Origin of the sequence: Mesorhizobium sp. M7A.F.Ca.US.006.01.1.1, assembly GCF_003997935.1 — a bacterium.
Classification (GTDB): domain Bacteria; phylum Pseudomonadota; class Alphaproteobacteria; order Rhizobiales; family Rhizobiaceae; genus Mesorhizobium.
On sequence record NZ_RZQL01000173.1, the window covers coordinates 1 to 15,484 of the forward strand.

Consider the following 15,484-nt stretch of genomic DNA (forward strand, 5'->3'; position numbering starts at 1 on the left):
CCCGCCGTGCAGATGATCCTCGATGCCGGCGCACGCTTCGTCGGCAAGACGCAGACCGACGAGCTCGCCTTCGCGCTGTTCGGCCAGAATGCGCATTTCTCGTTTCCGGTGAACCCGGCGGCACCCGACCGCGTCACTGGCGGCTCCTCATCGGGGTCGGCGGCGGCGGTGGCGGGCGGGCTGGCCGATATCGCCACAGGCTCCGACACCGGCGGCTCGATCCGCGCGCCGGCGAGCTTTTGCGGACTGATTGGGCTGCGCACCACGCATGGCCGCATTCCGCTCGACGGCACGATGAAGCTGGCGCCGAGCCTCGACACGTTCGGCTGGTTCGCCGACGACATCGAGACCTACGAGACCGTCGGCAAGCTGCTGCTCGGCCGCGATCCGCACCAGCACGTGTTGGACCGGCCGCTGGCGCTGGATTGGCTGGATGGATTGGTCGCCCGCCCGGCGCTGGCCGAATATGCCGGAATGAAGGGGCTGGCGGGCGCGGTCTTCGGCGCGCCGTCGACACCGGCAATCCGCTTCTCCTCATCTCCCGATGAACTCTACTGGTGCTTTCGCCGGCTGCAGGCCAGGGAGGCCTGGGGAGTGCATGGCGAATGGATCACCAGTGGCGAGCGCGGCCTCGGCCCTGGTGTCGAGGAGCGTTTCGGCTTTGGCCGTGCCGTCGACGACAAGACGGCGCAGGCCGAGAAGGTGCGACGTCTGACCTTTCGCGGCGAACTGAGCGCCCTGCTCGGCAAGAACGGCTTCCTTGTCCTGCCGACGGTGCCTGGTCCGGCGCCTTACGTGGACAGCACGCCGGAGCAGTTCCAGGCCTATCGCGAACGGGCGCTCCAACTTCTGTGCCTGGCCGGCCTGTCCGGCTTCCCGCAAATCACCTTACCCGTCGGCTCGGTCGCCGGCGCCCCGTTCGGCCTGTCGCTGCTTGGGCCTTCCGGCAGCGACATTGCCCTGATACGGCTCGGCCGGAAACTTCTCGACGCGGCACGAAAGGCCTGACCATGGACACACTGACGCGCATGCGTGCCTTCATCGACGTGGTCGAGGCCGAGGGCTTTTCGGCGGCGGCGCGCAAGATCGGCCGCTCCAAGGCCCTTTTGTCGAAATACGTGCGCGAGCTGGAGGACGAACTCGGCGCTTTGCTGCTCAACCGCACCACGCGCCAGTTCTCGATGACAGAGGCCGGCCACACCTATTACCGGCGCGCCTCGGAGATCGTGCGCGAGGTCGACAGCCTGGCCGACGCGGTGCGCGAATCCTCCGGCGACGTGCGCGGCCGGATCAAGCTGTCGGCGCCGCGCACCTTCGCCGATGCGCCGATCGGCCAGTCGCTGATCGACTTCGCCAAGCAGCATCCCGACATCGTGCTCGACATCCAGCTCGACGACCGCTTCGTCGATCTGGTCGAGGAAGGCTTCGACCTTGCGGTGCGCATCTCGCGGCTGGAGAACTCGTCGCTGATCGCCAGGCGGCTGGCGCCGTTTTCGATAAAGCTCTGCGCCTCCCCCGAACTGATCGCCAAGCATGGCATGCCGACACGGCCGCAGGACCTCAGCCGCATGCCTTGCATCGTCGACACCAATGGCCGCGGACTGAACAACTGGCCGTTCAAGGGCGACAATGGCGATCCGGTGAGCGTTTCGGTATCCGGTCCGGTCGAGGTCAACAGCCCGATGACGGCGAGAGCCGCGGCCGTGGCTGGGCTCGGATTTACCGTCCTGCCGGATTTCATCGCCGCGCCCGACCTCGCGAGCGGCCAGCTGGTGTCGGTGATGGATGACCGTATCCTGTCGGGCGGCGGCATCTTCGCCGTCTACCCGCATCGCCGCTATCTGCCGGCGAAAGTCCGCGTCTTCGTTGACTTCCTGGTGCAGTGGTTCAGGACGCGCGAGGCTGGCTGACCGGCGTCAATCATAAAAGCGCGCTGCGCCGCGACGCGCTTTGAGTTTTTGTCGTGTGCGTGTCGTTGTCCCAAAACCGCTGCGCACTTTTGGGCGACACGCAGCAGCGGTCCCAATTTCGCCCCCTTTCTGGTAACTCTCGGCAACTCTTCCGAGGCCTATGGAATCGCGACCGAGAATGCACCTGAAACGGCACGCAATCATGCTGGCTTCGGCCTTGGCGGCCAGCTTTGCCGCCACTGGACCGGCTTACGTGCATCCGCATGTCTTCGCCGAGGCCCGCCTCGATGTGATTCTCTCCCCGGATCACCAAAGCGTGAAGGCGCTGCGTCATCTCTGGCGCTTCGACGATCTGTTTTCCTCGACGGTGATGATGGAGTTCGACAAGAACTCCGACCTGAAGCTCGACGACAAGGAGCTGAAGGAAGTCGCCGACACCGTTCATGCCTCGCTGGCCGAGTTCAATTACTTCCAGCTCGTCACCGTTGACGGCAAGGACGTGGCGATGACGCCGCCGCCGCATCTGATGGCCAACTTCGACAACGATCAGCTGATCATCCTGTTCGAGTCCGAACCGAAGGTGCCGATCAAGCTCAACGGCAAGATCGATATCGGCGTCTATGATCCGACATTCTACACGGCGATCGACTTCACCGAGGACTCCAACATTACGGTTGAAGGCCTGCCCTCGAACTGCACCAGCAAGGTGGTCCGTCCGGACCCGGACGAGGCCATCAAGGAAAACCAGAAGACCCTCACCGATGCCTTTTTCAATGACCCGACCGGCACCGATATGAGCAAGATCTTCGCCACCAAGCTCGAACTGACCTGTCAGCCAGAAGGATGAAGCCGGTGACGAAACCGTCCCTGCGTTTGGCATTCGGCCTGTTGGCCCTCACTGTCGCCATGATGCATTTCGCCGACGCCGCTCATGCCCAGAGTTCGCTCGGCATCGGCGTCAATGACGGCATGGCGCCCACCACCGGCCCGTTCGCCCATATCCTGATGTGGATCAATCTCAGGCAGCAGGAATTCTACCGCGCGCTGGCAACGGCGATGAAGGCGATGCGCCAGGACGGCAGCAAGATCTGGATACTTATCGGCCTGTCCTTCGCCTACGGCATTTTCCATGCTGCCGGCCCCGGCCACGGCAAGGCGGTGATCTCGTCCTACATGGTGGCCAATGAGGTGGCGTTGCGGCGCGGCATCCTCCTGTCCTTCGTCTCGGCGCTGCTGCAGGGCCTGACCGCCGTCGCGGTGATGGGAGTCGCCTATTTCGTCCTGCGCGGCACCTCCGTCTCGATGACGGACGCAGCCTGGTTCATGGAGATCATGAGCTTTGTCTTCGTCACCCTGTTCGGCGCCTGGCTGCTGTGGCGCAAGCTCGGCCCGGCCGTCCTGCGCCTGTTCGGCAAGGGCCCGGCCTACAGCCTGTCGGCGGCTCACGCCGGCCATTCTCACGGGGGTCATTCGCATGCCGATCATTCCCATGCAGCTCACAGCCATTCGGCGCATGCTCATTCGCACGCGCTGCACGCGCATGACCATGTGCACGGCCCTTCGCACGATCATGCCGAACACGATCATGCTCATCACGATCACGCGGCCGGCGAAGTCTGCGACACCTGCGGCCATTCGCACGCACCCGATCCGGCGCTGCTATCGGGCGACCGCTTCGACTGGCGCACGGCCTGGACGGCGGTGGCGGCGGTCGGCATCCGCCCCTGCTCCGGCGCGCTGATCGTGCTCAGCTTCGCCCTGCTCAACGGCCTCTGGCTCGGCGGTTTGCTGTCGGTGCTGGCGATGTCGCTGGGCACCGCCATCACCGTTTCGGCACTGGCAACGCTTGCGGTGACCGCCAAGAACTGGGCGGTTTATTTCGCCGGCGACGGCCGCATGGGCAACCGCATCCACTCGATCGTCGAGATCGGCGGCGCCGCCTTCGTGTTCCTGTTCGGATTGTTGTTGCTGTCGGCGAGCCTGGCGTCGGGCGGATGATGCCCGGCGCCGCGAGGCTCGGAGTTTAGCCCGCGATCTTGCCACCCAGCTCATCCTCGATATGAGCGCGGATGATCTCGTCAAAACTCTTTTCGGCGCTGAAGCCGAGCTCCCGTGACCGCTTCGCCTCGAAGCGCGTCGGCCAGCCCTTGACGATCGCCCAGATCGTCTCGTCCGGAACCTCGCGGATCAGGCTTACCGCCTTCGGCCCGGCGATGCGTTCCAGCGCCTCGATCTGCTCGCCGACGGTGACGGCGACGCCGGGCATGGTCAGATTGCGGCGCGGCCCGACGGCGGCGCCGTCGATCCCTGCGGCATGGATCAGGAAATTGACCGCCGAGCGCGGGCTGGCATGCGTGTGCACGACCGAGCGCGGCACCGGCAGGATCGCCTCGTGGCCGCTCAACGGCTCGCGGATGATGCCTGAGAAGAAGCCGGACGCCGCCTTGTTCGGCTTGCCCGGCCGCACGCAGATGGTCGGCAGCCTGATGCCGATGCCGTCGAAGAAACCGCGCCTGGAATAGTCGGCCAGCAGCGCTTCGCTCATCTGCTTCTGGGTGCCGTAGGAGGTCAGCGGCGTCGGATGGAAGTCATCGGGAATGACATCCGGGAACGGCGCGCCGAACACCGCGATCGACGAGGTGAAGACGACGCGCGGCGCAAAGCCCGCCAGCCGGATGGCATCGAACAGGGCGCGCGTGCCATCGAGATTGACGCGGTAGCCAAGATCGAAATTCGCTTCCGCCTCGCCCGACACGATACCGGCAAGATGGAACACGACGTCGGGGCGCGATGCGACCAGGCGCTCAGTGGCCCCTGCTTCGGCGAGATCGCCGGTGTGCAGCGTGACGCTGACGCCGTCCAGGCTCGGGGCCTGTGGCGGCACGATATCGTGTAAATCGAGCGTCGTGATCTTGCGGCCGCGCAGCGTCCCGTCCTTGGCCAGCCGGGCGATGAGCTTGCGGCCGACCATACCCGCGGCGCCAGTGATCAGAATGCGCATATCGAAAATCCCTTGCCTATTTACCCTGGTTTTTGCGCTGGTTGCGGGCCCGCAACCAGAACACCGAGAAGAACGCCAGCACGAAGACGATGCCAAAGGCGCCGGCCAGCACGGTCGAAAAGCTGCCGAGTGCCAGCATCACGGTCGGCAGATAGTAGGCGCCGATACCGAACAGCAGCATGATCCACACTGCAGCGATAAGAGCGTTCCTGGTGTCGCGGTCCATCATGCCGCGTCCGGACGGCGGGCGTTCGTCAAGCTGGTTTTCAAGGTTTTGCAACTCCCGAGGCAGGGCCAATCGACATCGATCGATCGGTCCTAGTGATGGTGGTCGTGATATGCAGCCGCTTCATGCTCGTGCCCATGCTCGTGCTCGTCGCCATCATCGGCGCATTGGCCGAATTCCGGTTCCACGGTGGCATGGCTGATGCCGTGCTCGCTGGCAAGCCGCTTCTTGACGGCACTGACCGCCTGATGCGCATCGACGCCCTCGTCGAGACAGGCATGCAGCGTCGCCATGTTGCTGGTCCCGTCGAGCGACCAGACATGCATGTGGTGCACTTCGCGCACGCCCTGGATCGTCGCCTCGATATCCCTGGCGATCAGATCCCGGTCGAGGCTTGGCGGCACGCCCTCCAGCAGCACATGGGCGGCTTCTCGCATCAGCGACCACGCCGTGTAGAGGATCAGCAGCGAGACCAGGACCGACAGGATCGGGTCGATCGGCGTCCAGCCGGTCGCCAGGATGACCAGCGCGGCGACGATGGCCGCAGCCGAGCCGAGCAGGTCGCCAAGCACATGCAGGATGGCGCCGCGCATGTTCAGGCTCTCGCGGTCGCCGCCATGCAGCACGAAGAACGCGCCGATGTTGACCAGCAGGCCGAGGATCGCCACCGCCAGCATCGGCCCGCCAAGCACTGGCGCCGGCGCCTGCAGGCGCCCCCACGCTTCATAGACGATCCACAGCGCGATGACGAAGATGGCAATGCCGTTGGTATAGGCCACCAGCGTCTTGACCCGGCCGAAGCCGTAGGTGAGGCGAACGGTCGCCGGGCGGCCGGCTAGATGGAAGGCATACCAGGCCAGGCCGAGCGCGATCGAATCGGCGAGCATGTGGCCGGCATCGGCCAGCAGCGCCAGCGATCCGGTGAGGATGCCGCCAAACGCTTCGGCGATCATGAAGCCGCCAGTCAGGCAGGCTGCGATCAGCACGCGCTTCTTGTCGGTCGAACCATGCACATGGCCAGCGCCGTGATCATGCCCGCTATGATCGTGCCCGTTGTGATCGTGGGTATGTGCCAATGGCGAACTCCTAAGCGCCGAATTCCGCGCGACAATCCTCGAGCCGTCGCTTCTGCTGGCCGTCGCCATCGAAATTGGCCGGATCGAGCCACGCCTCATAGGCACTGCGCAGCGCCGGCCACTCCTTGTCGATGATCGAATACCACGCGGTATCGCGGTTTTCACCCTTGACGATGAGATGCTGGCGGAAAATGCCTTCGAACTTGAAGCCGAACCGTTCGGCGGCCCGCTTCGATGGCTCGTTGCGGTTGTTGCACTTCCATTCGTAGCGGCGGTAGCCGAGTTCGTCGAAGATGTATTTCATGAACAGGAACTGCGCTTCGGTTGCTCCCGGCTTGCGCGAGATGAGCGGTCCCCAATAGATGTTGCCGATCTCGATGACGCCGTTCGCCGGATCGATGCGCATCAGCGTCTGGCGTCCGGCGACCTTGCCGCTGGCCTTGTCGATGACGGTGAAGAACAGCGGATCCTCGCTAGCCTCGACCTTGTCCAGCCATGGCTGGAAGGCGGCGCGGGTCTCCGGCGGATAGTCGGGCAACCAGGCGAAGCGGCCGTCGATGTCGGACACGGAGGACGCTTCATAGAGGCCGTCGCCGTGTTTTGCGGCGTTCAGCGGCTCAAGCCGGACGTACCGGCCGTCGATCACCTTGCGCTTGGGCCGCGGACGCGGCTGCCAACCCTCGAGATTTTCCGACACCAAAAACTCCAATCCGTTTGACTTTTGCCAGCCGAAGCTCACAAAAACGCGACCCAACAGCAAGAACCACACGGACGGGAAAAATGCTCCACACGATTTCGGCCTTCGACCGCCTCGGCGAAGAAAACGCCTTTGCCGTGCTCGCGCGGGCCACAGCGCTTGCGAGCCAAGGCCGCGACATCGTCAATCTCGGTATCGGCCAGCCCGACTTCAAGACGCCGCAGCACATCGTCGAGGCGGCGATCAAGGCGCTGCGCGACGGCCATCACGGCTACACGCCGGCCAATGGCTTGCTGGCGACGCGCGAGGCGGTGGTGCGCCGCACGCTGGCCACCACCGGCGTCGAGGTGTCGCCCGAGACAGTGATGATCCTGCCAGGCGGCAAGCCAACCATGTTCGCGGCGATCCTGATGTTCGGCGAGCCCGGCGCCGAGATCCTCTATCCCGATCCGGGCTTCCCCATCTATCGCTCGATGATCGAGTTCACCGGTGCAGCCCCTATTCCCGTGCCTATGCGCGAAGAAAACGGCTTTGCCTTCTCCGCCGAGGAGACGCTGGCGCTGATCACCTCGAAGACCAGGCTGCTGATCCTCAACTCGCCCGCCAACCCGACCGGCGGCGTCACGCCCCGTGCCGAGATCGAGAAACTGGTCAAGGGGCTGGAGGCGCATCCGCACGTCGCCATCCTTTCCGACGAGATCTATGACGTCATGACCTATGATGGCGAAACGCATTGCTCGCTGCTCGGCTTTCCCGAAATCCGCGATCGGCTGATCGTGCTCAATGGCTGGTCGAAGACCTGGGCGATGACCGGCTGGCGCATGGGCTGGTCGATCTGGCCGAATGGCGACAAGGGCGCCCATCTCTACGACAAGGTGCGCAAGCTGGCGGTCAACTGCTGGTCCTGCGTCAACGCGCCAAGCCAGTTTGCCGGCATCGCCGCCATCGACGGCCCACAGGACGACGTCGACAAGATGATGCGCGCCTTCGACGCCCGCCGGAAGATCGTGGTCGAGGGACTGAACGCCCTGCCCAACATATCCTGCATCACGCCCAAGGGCGCGTTCTACGCCTTCCCCAACGTCTCTAAGACCGGCTGGAAGGCGAAGAAGCTGGCCTCTGCGCTGCTCGACGAGGCCGGCGTGGCGCTGATCGGCGGCCCCGATTTCGGCATTCTCGGCGAAGGCTATATCAGGCTCTCCTACGCCAACTCCGAGGAGAACATCTTGCGCGCGCTGGAGCGGATCGGAACGTTCCTGGCGAAGTGAGGTTCAGCTCGGGCTGTCGAGATAGGTTCTTGCGATCGATCGCAACTCGTCCTGGTCGATCGTTTCGCCATGTCCGCAATAAGCTCGGCTGAACTCTATTTGCAAAAGCCGCTGCATGGTTTTCCGATAGGCCGGCACGTCCGACCCCGGGAGATCGTCGACCAATCGGCCGCGATAGATCGCATCGCCTGTCAGAAAGTCGCCGTTGAGTTCATCGAGAAGGCCGATCGACCCCGGCGAATGACCCGGCAGATGCAGGACGCGAAACGACCTGTCGCCGGTTTCGACGACATCGCCGTCAGCAAGGATTCGAGACAGTGGCGCCGGTTGGACATGGAAGGGTTGCTGGGACCAGCCCTTGTAGGGCAGATGATCGAGTCCGTCCGCCATCTCGCGAAAATAGCCGGCCAGCGTGTGTTCGTCAGCCATGTCCGCGAAGAAGGCAGCCTCGGCCCGATGGCCGAGCCTGGTCTGAAATTCGCTCAGCGCGCCGACATGATCGACATGGACGTGCGTTGCCACGGCCACCACCGGCTTGCCTGGCAACAGGCCCAGCACTGGCCTGAGCGGCACGAGACCCATGCCACCGTCGATGACGAGATCGCCATCGCGCCCGCGAACATGGAAGACGTTGCTTCTGAAAAAAGAATGGACTTGCGGCTCCCATAGCCGCGTTATGCCCTGCGCCAAGCCTTCGCATGAAAACCAGTTGGAAGCACGGTGAGCGCTGCCGAAGGCGGCGAGCGACATCATCGATGTCCCCGCGCAAGCATCCGCTCGAGCTTCATCTGGAAGACGGTTAGAACCGAAACCATCGACATGTAGTAGATCAGCGCGGCGCCATACCATTCCAGGAAACGAAAGCTGGTGGCGATCGCGAACTGGGTAACCGTCATAAGCTCCTTGAGCGAGATGACCGTCGCCAGCGACGTTGCCTTCAGCAGCGAAATGAATTCGTTGACCAGCGACGGCAACGCGACGCGAAGCGCTTGGGGCAAGATGACCAGGAAGAATATCTGACCTCGGTGCAAGCCGAGTGCCGCCGCGCCTTCCGACTGTCCCTTGCCGATGGATGCATAGGAACTGCGAAGGATCTCGGTCAGGTAGGCAATCTGGATCAACGTGAGGGCAAGAAAGGCCGCGATGAATGGCGTGAACCAGCTCGATCGGAACACCGCCGAGATTTGCGGCAGCCCATTCCACACGAACAGCAGCACGAGCAGCGCCGGCGCCCCGCGAAAAAGCCAGACAAAGGTGGCGATCGACACACGGATCCAGCGCCGCTTCGAAGTGGCCAGCGCAGCCGTTGCCAAGGATATAGCCAGGGCAACCGACATCACCAGAACCGAGAGAACCAAGGTGAGCAATGCCCCCTTGGCTAGGGGCCAGCCGAATAACGCCGTCAGGAAGAGCTTGTTGTCGAACACCGCTTTCCCCTCAATTGGTCGCGTGTTTGACGTCGGTGGCGGTCTCGGGAAGATTCCATTTCTGCAGCAGCGTCTTCATCTCGCCGCTAGCCTGAAGCGCCTCGATAGCCTCCACCAATGCCGCGCGGTTGTCCCCGCCCTTTCTTAGATAGATGCCGTAGGTTTCGCCGTCGCCATAATTGTACGGAATTTGCAGCCGGCCCGGCATCTGCTTGAGACGGAAGGCCGCCGTGGTGTCCTGAGTAATCGTCGCTGCGGCACGGCCGACCAGAATCTGTTCGATGACCGCCGAGGCTGAAGGGTAGGTCTGTATCTCGGCTGGTGGCTTGCCGGCTTTCGCCAGTTCGAGGTTCAGATCCGCAGCCGTCTTTTCATAGGTGGTGCCCGCCTCGATAGACAATACTTTGCCGCTGAGGTCGAGCGGCGACTTGGTCTCGGAATCCGAGGCAGCGGTCACCATCACGACGTTGGAGACGAAGTAAGGAACGGCATCATAGGCCTTGAGGCGCTCCTTGGTCACCATGATGCCGCTTGCAACGAGATCGCAGCGCTCGGCGCCCAGGGACGACAAGAGTCCCTTGAAGTCGCCGACCACATATCTGCTGGTGCCACCCCACCGCTTGGCGATGGCGTCGACGACATCGACTTCGAAACCGACGAGGTTCTCGTCACCCGGATTCTCGTAATACTGCATGGGTGGGAAATCGCCGCCGGTACAGACGTTCAGGACCCCGTCCCGGACCAGGTTGGAACCCGCGGCCTGTGCCGCCGGCAGGGGGGCGAAAAGGGTCGTGACGACCAGCCCGCCAAAGGCGATTTTCGCCGCAACGGTGATGCGTGCGTGAAGCATATCCAAGTTCCCCATTTTTGTTTTTGCGATGCCTGCTTGTGGCTGTCTTCGACCATATGTTGCAATTCTCATGAGACAAGCTAAATCTTTAACGGCATTAAAGAACAGTTTTTCTAAACTAAGGTGCTGCGTGGCCGATCCATCTCTGCATTCGCTAAGAGCTTTCGAAAGCGTTTCGCGGCTAGGCAACGTCGCGGCGGCCGCCGCCGAGCTGCATGTGACGCCGGGCGCCATCAGTCAGCAGTTGCGCGCCTTGCAGCTCTCGCTGGGTATCGACCTTTTCAGGAAAAGCGGCCGCCGCCTCGTGCTGACAGAGCGGGGGGCCACGCTGCAGAAGAGCGTCGGCACGGCCATGCATCAGATCGCGGACTCGATCCGCGACATATCGGCCAATGCCTACGCCACGACAGGCAGGGCGGAGCTGCGCGTCTCGGCGCCCTCGGTCTTTGGAACGACATGGCTCACGGCCCGGATCTTTCAGTTTCTGGACGCCAATCAGGACATTCGGCTGCAGATGCTGACGGCGGTGGCATTCGAGGAACTTGACTGGCGAAAGGTCGATGTCGCCATCGTCTATGGCAGTCCGCCCTGGCCCGGGTTTTCCTGGCGGTTGCTGCACAGCATGCACGCCGCGCCGGTCTGCAGCCCGCAATTGCTGCGCGGCCCGCACGGCATTCGCGAGCCACGCGATGTCCTGCATCATCGCCTGCTGCATGAGGATGATGGCAGCCAGTGGCGGCACTGGCTGATGCAGGCGCGCGTGCCGCACGCCGTGCAGTCCGACATCTATTTCGACAATTTTGCCATGGTGCTTCAGGCAGCTCGCGATGGTCACGGTGTCGCCCTGACCAACGACATCATATCCTTTCGCGACCTGGACGAGGGGCGTCTCGTCCAGCCCCTGACCCTCTCCACGCCAGCCGCCCGGAATTACTACTGCATATCCCACGAGGAGGGCTTGGCGAACCCGACCATCTCGCGATTTGTCGACTGGCTTGTCGACCAGGCAACGCAGCCATCGCGCTGAGATTCCGGGATACTCTCTTGTTCCCGTTCGCCCGACTTTCTACGATCAGCCCGTTTGAATGACGTCTCGAAAAGGGTGACATCAAATGTTCTATGCAATCCTCGCCTATCACGTGGAAGATGCGATCAAGGCGCTGACGCCGCGGGAAGATGCAGCACTTATGGCCGACCTGCTGAAGATCAACACCCGGCTTCATGAGGAAGGCACGCTTGGACCGTCCGCGCGTCTGGGCGCGACAAACGACGCTTGCACGCTGCGCGGCCCAGGCGACGGCATAATCATCGACGGCCCGTTCGCCGAAACCAAGGAACAGCTTCTCGGCCTCTATGTGGTCGACTGTGACACGAGAGACGCGGCAATCGCGATCGCCCGCGACCTTCGCCGCGTCAATCCTACCGCCGTTTACGAGATCCGGCCCATTCTGCTTTTCAAGCCCGGCGTGCCGCTTGCGGGGAAATAAAACCATCCGGCTGGGTCCCCGCTGCTTCGCAGCGTCCTTCAGCCCTTTCGGGCGTTCAGCCCCTTCAAAAGGTCCACTGGACCTTTTGATCCGCCCGAAAGGCGGATCGGGCCTTCACCGTTCGCCGGCCTTTCATCGTGCCACTGGCACGATGAATTCGCTTACGCGAACCGGGCTGCTCACCCACGCCCGACAAACGGCATCTTGGTCGCCATGACGGTCATGAACAGCACGTTGGCGTCGAGCGGCAGGCTGGCCATGTGGACGACGGCGTCGGCGACGCGCTGAACGTCCATCACCGCTTCGGCTGATATGGAGCCATTGGCCTGCGGCACGCCGACCGTCATAGGCTGCGCCATATCGGTCAGCGCATTGCCGATGTCGATCTGGCCGCAGGCGATGTCATAGGGCCGGCCGTCGAGCGCCAGCGTCTTGGTCAGTCCTGTGATGGCATGCTTGGTCGCCGTATAGGGCACCGAGCCCGGGCGTGGCGCATAGGCCGACACCGAACCGTTGTTGATGATGCGGCCACCCATCGGCTTCTGCTTGCGCATGGCGCCGAAGGCGGCGCGCGCACACAGGAACGAACCGGTCAGGTTGACCCCAACGATATCGTTCCACACTTCGACCGGGATCTCGTCGATCGGCGTCGATTTGTAACCCATGCCGGCGTTGTTGAAGAGCAGGTCGACACGGCCGAAGGCCGCCGCCACGGTCTCGAACAGATCGTCGACCTCGCCTGCCTTGCTGATGTCGCAGGCAACCGCCAAGGCCTTGGCGCCGGTGGGCCCGGCCTCAGCCACGGCTGCATCCAGCACGGATTTGCGGCGTCCGCAGAACACTGTGTTCCAGCCGGCCTTGAGCAGCGCCGTGGCGACGCTCTTGCCGATGCCCGTGCCGGCCCCGGTGACGATGGCGGTTCTTTGCTCGGTCATGATTGTTGTCCTCCGGCATCGCGGTGCGTGCCCGCCTGATTTTCAGGGTTGGCGTAAGAACCAAAGGCATCGCAAATGGCGGCGTCGATGGCAAGCCGAGCACAGGAGCACAATCGCGAAAAGTCGAATTCGGCTGTCGGAAAAGGTCGCAGTCGGGCACCAGATCGGGCCGACAAAAAGGGCGGTCATTGGCGACCGCCCCTGATCTGAACCGGGCTTGGGAGGAGGAAAAGCCGATCCGACTGGGTAGAATGATGCGCTTGCTGGGTTAACGAGAGGTTAACCCAGAAAGTGCGCCTTGTGCCGTTTTGGCCTACCACCGCGGATTGGGTGACGTCCCGGCCTTGGCCGGTACCTTGGCCGCCGAAACTGTCGCCTCGACATGGTCGACCAGCGCGTCCGGCAGGCCGAGCCGACCGGCGAGCAGATCGAGATAGCCGCGCTCGGCGCGTGTGTCGGGATCGATGGTCAGGCGCGACGCCGTGTAGAGTTCGAGCTTCTGCGCATCGGTCTTGACGCCGGCCACCAGCGTGTCGAGGTCGAGCGGGCTTGCCAGCTCCGCCATCAGGAACTTTTCGGCATCGGAGCCTATGCCGGCCAGGCTGAGCTTGCCGGCGATCTTCTGGCGCTCTTCATCATCGATATGGCCATCGGCCTTCGCCGCCGAGATCATCGCCCGTATCAGGGTCAGCGTGAATTCGTCCTCGCCTTGCGGCGCCTGCGACGGGTGGAAGGCGGTGTCCTTGGGCGGCGGCAGCAATTCCGGTTCGCCTGCCGCCGGCGCTTCCGCGGGTGCGTTGCCGGCCTTGTAGTTCTGGTAGGCCTTGTAGGCGAGACCGCCGATGGCAGCCAGTCCGCCAAGCTTCACCGCGGCGCCCGTCACGTTACGGCCAGTACCGGTTCCGAGCAGCACCGCAGCCAGCGCACCGGCGGCCAGCGGATTGTCCTTGGCCATCTGCACGGCCTGCCCCGCCTTGTCTCGGACGGTGCCGCTGGTGCCGGGGATTTGCGAGCCGAGCAGATCGTCGAGAAGCTTCTTGGGATCGAACATTCAGTGCCTCCAGGATTTGCCCGGCCGAACGGGCAGGTTTCGAACGTCGAAGACGTAGGTCCCGAAACTTGACATTGCAATGACAGGCAGCCGCTTTGCAGCAGCACGATGCCTGGATCAGGAGCCGATATGCGGACCCCTGCCCCGCGCCTGCGCAAGTTCGACCTGGCGCTGGCGCTCGGCATAGCGCTGGCGGTCCTCTTCCGAACGCGCATCGAAGCAATGCGGGCACGAAATACCGGCGGCGAATTTGGGCGACGCCAGGTCGCCCGGCGTCAGCGGGTGGCGGCAGGCGCGGCACAGTTCCGCCTCGCCCTCGGCGAGGCCGTGCGACACCGAAACCCGCTCGTCGAAAACGAAGCACTCGCCTTGCCAGAGGCTCTGTTCGGCTGGAACCTCTTCGAGGTATTTGAGGATGCCGCCCTTGAGATGAAAGACATCCTCGAAGCCGAGCGATTTGACATAGGCGGTCGCCTTTTCGCAGCGTATGCCGCCGGTGCAGAACATCGCCACCTTGCGGCCTTCGAGCTCCGCCCGGTGCGCTTCCACCCAGGCCGGGAACTCGCGAAAGCTTGCGGTGGCTGGATCGATCGCGCCCCTGAACGTGCCGATCGACACTTCGTAGGCGTTGCGCGTGTCGATGATGACAGTGCCGGGCTGCGAGATCAGAGCGTTCCAGTCAGCCGGCGCGACATAGGTGCCGGCACTTTTCGAAGGATCGATGTCATCGACACCCATGGTGACGATCTCGCGCTTCAGCCGCACCTTCATGCGGTGGAACGGCATCTCCGCGGCCACGCTGTACTTGACCTCGAGGCCGGCCAGCCCTTCGATGGCTTCGAGATACAAGATCAGTTCGGCAATTGCCGTCTCGCTGCCGGCGACGGTGCCGTTGATGCCTTCATGCGCCAGCAGCAGCGTGCCCTTGATGCCGCGCCCGCAGCAGAAGGCGGCGAGCGGCGCGCGCAGGTCTTCGAAAGCGTCGAGCCGGGCAAACCGGTAGAGCGCGGCGACGCGAAGGGGTGGAAGTGATGTCATTGCCGAAGCCACTAGACGATCGAGCAAGCCGATTCAAGGCAAGGCAGGCATGCTGTTCGGCTGGTCACTGGCGCAAATCCGCACCATGGGCGAATTTGTACCATAGCTGAGGTCAGGGAGTCAAGAAAAAATTCCTATCCTGAAAAGCTACCGGCACAAAAGCTGCCGACACCGCCGAGTTGGCAGCCGCCTTTGTCAAGCCAGGCATGGCGGGCATGGGCGACGCGTGACATCGCGACACGGCCGGTTTCGTGGACAGGAAAGCGGCCTTCTGCTAATCGGTTGAATTGTCCCACGCCACGGAGAGACACATGCCCAGCAAGACCGAAAAACTCCTGTCGCTCCTCAACGGCCAGCCGGTCATCCCGGTGCTGAAGATCTCCGATGTCGCCGATGCCGTGCCGCTGGCCCGCGCGCTGGCGCGCGGCGGCCTGCCGGCGATCGAGATCACGCTGAGGACCGCCGACGCACTGGATGCGATCCGCCGGGTGGCTGGTGAAGTCGAGGAAGCCATCGTC

The 15,484-nt window shown here is 63.4% G+C and carries 17 protein-coding genes and 1 pseudogene; 8 read left to right on the forward strand and 10 right to left on the reverse strand.

The features are described 5' to 3' along the window. From EN943_RS25695 to EN943_RS25710, 4 genes are all read left to right on the forward strand, one after another. The coding region (locus EN943_RS25695; protein WP_127415137.1) for an amidase at positions 1-1,008 on the forward strand (1,008 nt) is incomplete at its 5' end. 2 nt (positions 1,009-1,010) lie between these two features. Further along, positions 1,011-1,910: a LysR family transcriptional regulator gene (locus EN943_RS25700; RefSeq protein ID WP_127415138.1), complete on the forward strand. Its 900-nt coding sequence runs from the start codon at positions 1,011-1,013 to the stop codon at positions 1,908-1,910. Between the two features lie 178 nt (positions 1,911-2,088). Further along, positions 2,089-2,757, forward strand: a complete 669-nt coding sequence (locus EN943_RS25705; RefSeq protein ID WP_027161413.1) for a DUF1007 family protein — start codon at positions 2,089-2,091, stop codon at positions 2,755-2,757. Further along, on the forward strand, positions 2,754-3,908 hold the full coding sequence (locus EN943_RS25710; protein ID WP_127415139.1) for a nickel/cobalt transporter: 1,155 nt from the start codon (positions 2,754-2,756) through the stop codon (positions 3,906-3,908). The genes EN943_RS25705 and EN943_RS25710 overlap by 4 nt, the downstream gene beginning before the upstream one ends. Before the next feature lie 25 nt (positions 3,909-3,933). Here the strand turns inward: EN943_RS25710 and denD are convergent, their stop codons facing one another. From denD to EN943_RS25730, 4 genes are all read right to left on the reverse strand, one after another. Further along, complete coding sequence (gene denD, locus EN943_RS25715) at positions 3,934-4,911, reverse strand: D-erythronate dehydrogenase (protein WP_127415140.1); 978 nt, start codon at positions 4,909-4,911, stop codon at positions 3,934-3,936. A 16-nt stretch (positions 4,912-4,927) separates the two neighbouring features. Beyond that, the gene (locus EN943_RS25720) at positions 4,928-5,140 is read right to left on the reverse strand and encodes a hypothetical protein (protein WP_127415141.1); all 213 of its coding nucleotides are present in this window, start codon (positions 5,138-5,140) and stop codon (positions 4,928-4,930) included. Positions 5,141-5,229: 89 nt separating this feature from the next. Beyond that, on the reverse strand, positions 5,230-6,213 hold the full coding sequence (locus EN943_RS25725; RefSeq protein ID WP_127415142.1) for a cation diffusion facilitator family transporter: 984 nt from the start codon (positions 6,211-6,213) through the stop codon (positions 5,230-5,232). A gap of 10 nt (positions 6,214-6,223) precedes the next feature. After that, on the reverse strand, positions 6,224-6,910 hold the full coding sequence (locus EN943_RS25730) for a GNAT family protein (protein WP_127415143.1): 687 nt from the start codon (positions 6,908-6,910) through the stop codon (positions 6,224-6,226). A gap of 83 nt (positions 6,911-6,993) precedes the next feature. Between EN943_RS25730 and EN943_RS25735 the strand changes: the two genes are divergently transcribed. Continuing rightward, positions 6,994-8,178 (forward strand): pyridoxal phosphate-dependent aminotransferase, encoded by a 1,185-nt coding sequence (locus EN943_RS25735; RefSeq protein ID WP_127415144.1) that lies wholly within the window; start codon positions 6,994-6,996, stop codon positions 8,176-8,178. Positions 8,179-8,181: 3 nt separating this feature from the next. On the opposite strand, the gene EN943_RS25740 is transcribed toward EN943_RS25735, so the two are convergent. The 3 genes from EN943_RS25740 to EN943_RS25750 are packed head-to-tail and all read right to left on the reverse strand — an operon-like array spanning position 8,182 to position 10,689. Beyond that, positions 8,182-8,931: an MBL fold metallo-hydrolase gene (locus EN943_RS25740; protein ID WP_245475968.1), complete on the reverse strand. Its 750-nt coding sequence runs from the start codon at positions 8,929-8,931 to the stop codon at positions 8,182-8,184. After that, on the reverse strand, positions 8,928-9,605 hold the full coding sequence (locus EN943_RS25745; RefSeq protein ID WP_127415145.1) for an amino acid ABC transporter permease: 678 nt from the start codon (positions 9,603-9,605) through the stop codon (positions 8,928-8,930). Before EN943_RS25745 ends, EN943_RS25740 begins: the two co-directional genes overlap by 4 nt. Positions 9,606-9,615: 10 nt before the next feature. Continuing rightward, complete coding sequence (locus EN943_RS25750; RefSeq protein ID WP_245475969.1) at positions 9,616-10,689, reverse strand: transporter substrate-binding domain-containing protein; 1,074 nt, start codon at positions 10,687-10,689, stop codon at positions 9,616-9,618. Here EN943_RS25750 and EN943_RS25755 point away from each other — a divergent pair. Further along, positions 10,586-11,482, forward strand: a complete 897-nt coding sequence (locus EN943_RS25755; RefSeq protein WP_127415147.1) for a LysR substrate-binding domain-containing protein — start codon at positions 10,586-10,588, stop codon at positions 11,480-11,482. The two genes, EN943_RS25750 and EN943_RS25755, sit on opposite strands and share 104 nt — an antisense overlap. Positions 11,483-11,567: 85 nt before the next feature. Next, the gene (locus tag EN943_RS25760; protein WP_127415148.1) at positions 11,568-11,942 is read left to right on the forward strand and encodes a YciI family protein; all 375 of its coding nucleotides are present in this window, start codon (positions 11,568-11,570) and stop codon (positions 11,940-11,942) included. Between the two features lie 179 nt (positions 11,943-12,121). On the opposite strand, the gene EN943_RS25765 is transcribed toward EN943_RS25760, so the two are convergent. From EN943_RS25765 to EN943_RS25775, 3 genes are all read right to left on the reverse strand, one after another. Then, complete coding sequence (locus EN943_RS25765; RefSeq protein ID WP_127415149.1) at positions 12,122-12,877, reverse strand: SDR family oxidoreductase; 756 nt, start codon at positions 12,875-12,877, stop codon at positions 12,122-12,124. 313 nt (positions 12,878-13,190) lie between these two features. Next, entirely contained in the window at positions 13,191-13,928 is a 738-nt protein-coding gene (locus tag EN943_RS25770) for a tellurite resistance TerB family protein (protein WP_127415150.1), read from the reverse strand. A 117-nt stretch (positions 13,929-14,045) separates the two neighbouring features. Beyond that, a complete protein-coding gene (locus tag EN943_RS25775) occupies positions 14,046-14,966 on the reverse strand; it encodes a rhodanese-related sulfurtransferase (protein ID WP_127415151.1) in 921 nt (306 codons plus the stop codon). Between the two features lie 311 nt (positions 14,967-15,277). On the opposite strand from EN943_RS25775, the pseudogene EN943_RS25780 reads away from it, so the two are divergent. After that, positions 15,278-15,484, forward strand: a pseudogene (locus tag EN943_RS25780) (keto-deoxy-phosphogluconate aldolase); the annotation flags it as partial.